Source organism: Sphingomonas sp. (assembly GCF_042091075.1).
In the GTDB taxonomy this organism is placed as follows: domain Bacteria; phylum Pseudomonadota; class Alphaproteobacteria; order Sphingomonadales; family Sphingomonadaceae; genus Sphingomonas.
In genome coordinates this window covers 1-4,657 of the sequence record NZ_JBELIE010000212.1, presented here as the reverse complement: position 1 = coordinate 4,657, position 4,657 = coordinate 1, and the positions used below count along the sequence as shown (strand labels likewise).

Genomic DNA, 4,657 nt, shown 5'->3' with positions numbered 1-4,657 from the left:
TCGCCATGCCCGCGGCGTCGCTGATCGCGGCCGCCCCGGCCGACAGCGGGGAACGGCGCGCGCGCGCCTATCTTCGCTTTACGGTGGCCGATCGGGTGGGCGTGCTGGCCGAAATCGCCGCCGCGATGCGCGATGCGGGGGTGTCGATCGAAAGCCTGATCCAGCGCGGCGCGCAGGCGGACGGCAAGGTGCTGGTCGTGATCGTCACGCACGAAGGGCCTGAGCGAGCGATCGCCGCCGCGCTGGAACGGCTGCGTGGCTCGCAGAGCGTCTTCGGCGAGCCGATGTGGATGCACATCCTGCCCTGAGCCGCGGCAGATCGCGCGGCCGGGGCAGGACGTGGACGGGCGGTTAGCCGGTTACGGCCGGAGCGCGGCGTCGTTTCGGTCGTCGAGTTCGTCATCCTCGACGCTGCCGTCGTCGAACTCTTCTTGCACTTCGTCTTCCGCGACGTCGGCGCTATCCTGTTCGACGCTACGGTCGGTCTCTGCGACGCTATCGTCGGTCAGCACCAGATCGTCCTCGTCCTCATCCTCGTCCTCCGTGCCCATGTCGGGATCGAGGTCGACGATGATCGTGCCGTCACTGGGGCCGTCGCGGGTGGCCTCCAGGATTTCGGCCCGCTGGCTTTCGTCGTAGCCGTCCTCGTCATAGCCGTCGTCGCCCGAACCATGGCCGTGGATCTGATGCCCACCCATCGCGGATCTCCTTCGCGTGATAATCCGGACGAACGGCAGACGGGCGCGGCGGGTTCCGTCGCGGCGGCGATCAACGTGTCGTGAACAGCCGCCCGCGCTCGGTGATCGCCACCACGGTCAGCGCGACGATGCCAGCGCCGAGGAAGCCGGCGGTCAGCGGCACGGTCGAGCCGTCGAACGCCTGACCGATCAGCGCCCCCAATGCGGCCGCCGCGGTGATGCTGATGAAGCCCTGAACGCTCGATGCGGTACCCGCGATATGGCCCATATTCTCCATCGCCATCGCGGAGAAATTGGAGCTGGCAAGGCCGAAACAGGCCATCGTGACCGCCTGCAGCACCGCGAAGGTGAGCAGGGTTTCATGGCCGGTCGTGGCGATCAGCAGGTGCAGGGCTGCGCTGGCGATCAGCACCACGACAGCGCCATGCCCCAGCCGCCGCGTGCCGACCCGCATCACCAGTGAGGCGTTGGCCAGGTTGGCGACCGCCATCGTGCCGGCGGTGGTGGCGAAGATCAGGATCAACAGATTGGCGCGGCCGAAGACTTCGGCCATGACCTGCTGGATCGAATTGATATATCCGTACAGCGCGCTGAGCAGCGCGGTAGCGGCGATCGTATAGCCGAGCGACCAGCGATCCGACAGCGCCATCCGCCATCCCGACGCGATTCGCGCCACGCTGATGGGATGGCGATCCTCGGCGTGCATCGTCTCCGGCATGCGCATCGCGAACCAGATGAAGACGAGCGCGGTCGCCAGGGCCACCGCCCAGAAGATGTCGCGCCAATTGCCGAACAGCAGCACGCCGGCGCCGAAACCAGGCGCGAGCACGGGCACGATCATGAACACGATGAAGGTGATCGACATGATCCGCGCCATCGCGCGCCCTTCAAAACAGTCGCGCACGATCGCCACCGCATTGACCCGCGCCGCCGCGATCGCGAAGCCGCCCAGGACGCGCGCGACGAGCAAGAGCGTAAAGCTGATCGATAGCGCGCACAGCGCGTTGGCGACGATATAGACCAGCATCGCGACCAACAGGCTGCGCCGGCGGCCGAAGCGATCCGACAACGGGCCATGGACGAGTTGCCCCGCGCCGAAACCCAGCACGAAGGCGGTGATGACGAACTGCCGCGCATTGGCGTCGGGCGCGCCCAGCGACACGCCCATCGCCGGCAGTGCGGGGAGCATCGAATCGATCCCCAGCGCGGTCAGCGCCATCAGCGCGGCGATCAGGCCGACGAACTCAGGCATCGGTAGTGGAGGGCGGGCCGGTGCGGGAGGCGACGCAATGGCGCTGGCGGGATCGAGCATGCCGCGCGGGTTAGGGCAGCCTGCCGGAATAGTCACGTGCTGGCATGTCGTGGCGGTAGTGACTATCTCCGCCCGGCAACTGGATGGACCGATAGCATGCTCGATACCCCCGCCGCGCAGGTGCCCACTCTCAGCCTCGCCGAGCAGGATCGCGATCCGGAGGCGTTCGCCGCCGCGCTGGGCGGGTCGTTCGAACGCTTCGGTTTCGCGATCGTCGCGGATCACGGCGTGCCCCAACCGCTGATCGATCGCGCCTGGCGCGACACCGAGGCATTGTTCGCGCTGCCCGAAGAGGAAAAGCGCCGGTATCATGTCGCCGGCGGCGGCGGCGCGCGCGGCTATACGCCGTTCAAGACCGAGATCGCCAAGGATGCGCGGCATGTTGACCTGAAGGAGTTCTGGCATGTCGGGCGGGAATTGCCGCAGGGGCACCGCTTCGCCGCCGATATGCCCGCGAATATCTGGCCCGACCGGCCGGAGGGGTTCAGGGATACGTTCATCGAGCTGTTCGCGGCGTTCGATCGCGCCGGCGACCGCCTGCTGTCGGCGATCGCGCGCCATCTGAAGCTGGCGCCCGACTGGTTCGATCCGGCGGTGAAGGACGGCAATTCGGTGCTGCGCCTGCTTCACTATCCGCCGATCCCGGCCGATGCCGAGGGGGTCCGCGCGGGCGCGCATGAGGACATCAATCTGATCACGCTGCTGCTCGGCGCGGAAGAGGCGGGGCTGGAGCTGCTCGATCGCGCGTCCGGTCAATGGCTGTCGATCAGGCCGCCCGAGGGGGCGATGGTGGTCAATGTCGGCGATATGTTGCAGCGACTGACCAACCACGTCCTGCCCTCGACCACGCACCGCGTCGTCAATCCGCCGCCAGAGCGCCGCGGGCATTCGCGCTATTCGATGCCGTTTTTCCTTCACCCGGCACCCGATTTCCTGATCGAAACGTTGCCGCAGACGGTTAGCGACGCCAACCCCGATCGCTATCCGACGCCGATCACCGCGCACGACTATCTGCACCAGCGGCTGGTGGAGATCGGCTTGATCAAGAAATAATGCCGGTGGCGGGGGAGCGGACGGGGCACCCCGCCGTGATCCCCACCAGCCGCTACGCGATCCGTTCCGGCACTTCCGCCGCGTCGGCGGCGATCGCGCTGTCGGGGGCCATCGTTTCCCAGGGGAAGACGAACCAGTCCTTCGTCACCGTCCGGTCGATCACGCGCGCGGCATAGTCGACGCGCTGGCCGGAGCGGATATTGTCGATCAGCGTCGCGAAGCGCACGCTGTCCTTCGCCGCGCCCTCACGCGCGAGCATGTCACGCAGATGGCCGATCGTCCGGCCGGTGTCGTTGATGTCGTCGATGAACAGCAGATGCTGCCCGGCGCGCGTGCGGGCAGCCAGCTTCGCGATCGTATCGGCGGCCAGTTCCTCGGCCTGCGACGAATAATCGACCGCGAGCATCGGCAGGCCGGTCGCATGGCTGAGATAGACCGCTGGGGCGAGCCCGCCGCGCCCGATGCCGATGATATGCGCCGCGGTCCATTGTGTATCGCTGGTCATCGCCGCGGCGAGCGCGCGCACCTGCGTGACGAGATCGTGATGTGTGACGGCGGTGAAGGTCGGCGTGGTCATCGCCGGCGCGTAGCGGGAGAGCGTGGCAGCTTCGTGGCGACATCGATCCGGCGAGGGCGACCGGCGTGCGCTATCGCCGCATCAATCCGCCCAACACGCCGCGCACCACCTGCCCCAATAGACCGCCCGACGAGCGCCCGCGTCCCGATCCCAGCACCGCCTTCGTCACTTCGTTCGCCACCGTCCGCCCGATCGCGGAGGAGGCGGAACGGGTGGCGGAGGTCATCGCCCGGCCCCACGGGCTGTTCGCTGCTTCCCGCGCCTGCCGGTCTTGCTCGCGCTGCGCGGCGATGCGCGCGCGTTCGGCGTCCTTTGCGGCCCGGGCCTGCTCCCTGGCGGCGAGCGCCGAAGCCTTGTCGGCATCGCTCTGGGCCTTGGCGGCGGACGCGGCGGCGGCGGCTTCCCGGGTCTTGGCGGTCAGCAATTCCTCCGCCGATTCACGGTCGACCAACTGATCGTATTTCGCCCCGACCGCATCGGTCTGGATCAGGATACGACGTTCCTCCGGCGTGACCGGACCGACACGGCTGGCGGGCGGGCGGATCAGCGTCCGCTCGACCGGGGCCGGCGCGCCATCGGGCTGCAAGAGCGATACCAGGGCCTCGCCGACGCGAAGTTCGGTGATCGCGCTGGCGACGTCGACCGCCGGATTGGGGCGGAACGTCTGCGCCGCCGCGCTTACCGCTTTCTGATCGCGCGGCGTGAAGGCGTTCAGCTTGTGCTGGACGCGATTGCCGAGCTGTCCGGCGACCTTGTCCGGAATGTCGATCGGATTCTGCGTGATGAAATAGACGCCGACACCCTTCGACCGGATCAGCCGCACGACCTGCTCGATCTTTTCCATCAGCGCATCGGGGGCATCGTCGAACAACAGATGCGCTTCGTCGAAGAAGAAGCACAGCTTCGGTTTGTCGGGATCCCCCACCTCCGGCAGATGCTCGAACAACTCCGAGAGCAACCACAGCAGGAAGGTCGAGTAGAGCTTCGGGCTCGCCATCAGCCGGTCGGCGGCGAGGA

At 67.6% G+C, this 4,657-nt stretch carries 6 protein-coding genes; 2 read left to right on the top strand and 4 right to left on the bottom strand.

What is annotated here, in order from left to right:
* The coding region (locus ACFDSW_RS15475; RefSeq protein ID WP_375251166.1) for an ACT domain-containing protein at window positions 1-308 on the top strand (308 nt) is incomplete at its 5' end.
* Between the two features lie 51 nt (window positions 309-359).
* On the opposite strand, the gene ACFDSW_RS15470 is transcribed toward ACFDSW_RS15475, so the two are convergent.
* Both ACFDSW_RS15470 and ACFDSW_RS15465 read right to left on the bottom strand, forming a co-directional pair.
* On the bottom strand, window positions 360-698 hold the full coding sequence (locus tag ACFDSW_RS15470; RefSeq protein ID WP_375251165.1) for a DNA primase: 339 nt from the start codon (window positions 696-698) through the stop codon (window positions 360-362).
* 70 nt (window positions 699-768) lie between these two features.
* On the bottom strand, window positions 769-1,950 hold the full coding sequence (locus tag ACFDSW_RS15465) for a multidrug effflux MFS transporter (RefSeq protein ID WP_375251164.1): 1,182 nt from the start codon (window positions 1,948-1,950) through the stop codon (window positions 769-771).
* Between the two features lie 156 nt (window positions 1,951-2,106).
* Here ACFDSW_RS15465 and ACFDSW_RS15460 point away from each other — a divergent pair, with 156 nt between their 5' ends.
* Window positions 2,107-3,063 carry an isopenicillin N synthase family dioxygenase gene (locus ACFDSW_RS15460; RefSeq protein WP_375251163.1) on the top strand — a complete coding sequence of 319 codons (957 nt, stop codon included), beginning with the start codon at window positions 2,107-2,109 and terminating at the stop codon, window positions 3,061-3,063.
* Window positions 3,064-3,115: 52 nt separating this feature from the next.
* On the opposite strand, the gene ACFDSW_RS15455 is transcribed toward ACFDSW_RS15460, so the two are convergent.
* Window positions 3,116-3,640, bottom strand: coding sequence for a phosphoribosyltransferase (locus ACFDSW_RS15455; RefSeq protein WP_375251162.1), 525 nt, complete (start codon window positions 3,638-3,640; stop codon window positions 3,116-3,118).
* Window positions 3,641-3,710: 70 nt separating this feature from the next.
* The coding region (locus tag ACFDSW_RS15450; RefSeq protein ID WP_375251161.1) for a helicase HerA-like domain-containing protein at window positions 3,711-4,657 on the bottom strand (947 nt) is incomplete at its 5' end.

Coding starts and splice junctions, on each gene's coding strand:
- ACFDSW_RS15470 (WP_375251165.1), bottom strand. CDS start 698: ATGGGTGGGCATCAGATCCACGGCCATGGTTCGGGCGACGACGGCTAT.
- ACFDSW_RS15465 (WP_375251164.1), bottom strand. CDS start 1,950: ATGCCTGAGTTCGTCGGCCTGATCGCCGCGCTGATGGCGCTGACCGCG.
- ACFDSW_RS15460 (WP_375251163.1), top strand. CDS start 2,107: ATGCTCGATACCCCCGCCGCGCAGGTGCCCACTCTCAGCCTCGCCGAG.
- ACFDSW_RS15455 (WP_375251162.1), bottom strand. CDS start 3,640: ATGACCACGCCGACCTTCACCGCCGTCACACATCACGATCTCGTCACG.